At 83.3% G+C, this 383-nt stretch carries 1 protein-coding gene; it reads right to left on the bottom strand.

Going from position 1 to position 383, the window contains the following annotated elements:
* Positions 1–248, bottom strand: a 248-nt coding sequence (locus ACVMLK_RS21370) for a hypothetical protein (RefSeq protein ID WP_457487589.1), incomplete at its 3' end; no start/stop codon positions are given.
* Between the last annotated feature and the right edge of the window lie 135 nt (positions 249–383).

Genomic DNA, 383 nt, shown 5'->3' with positions numbered 1-383 from the left:
TGTGTCCCGTGGGGCCTGGCGCGGGGGGGGGCGGCCCCCCCCGTCTCGGGCGGCGCCGGGATGGCATGACCCGCGCCGAGCGCCGCCAGCAGGCCGCCCTGCGCCGGCGGCGGGGAGGCATGGAGCTGCGCCAGCAGGGCCGGGCCGCCGGCGGGGGCGCGGCGGTGCTCGGTCGGGGCCGTCGGCGGGACGCTCAGTGCCGCCAGACCCTGGCGGATCAGCAGCGGCAGGGCCGCGGGTGGGGACACGGCCTGGGAGGCGGGCGGAGGAAGCGGAACGGCAGGCGGCACCGCCTGCAGATACGGCGGCGGGCCCCCCCCGGGGGGGGGGGGGGGGGGGGGGGCGCGCCCACCGCCGAGCAGGAGAGGCTGTGGCCGACCCCG

Source organism: Teichococcus aerofrigidensis, from assembly GCF_054073225.1.
The sequence above is the reverse complement of the archived record's forward strand: the minus strand, read 5'-3'. Positions and strand labels throughout refer to the sequence as shown.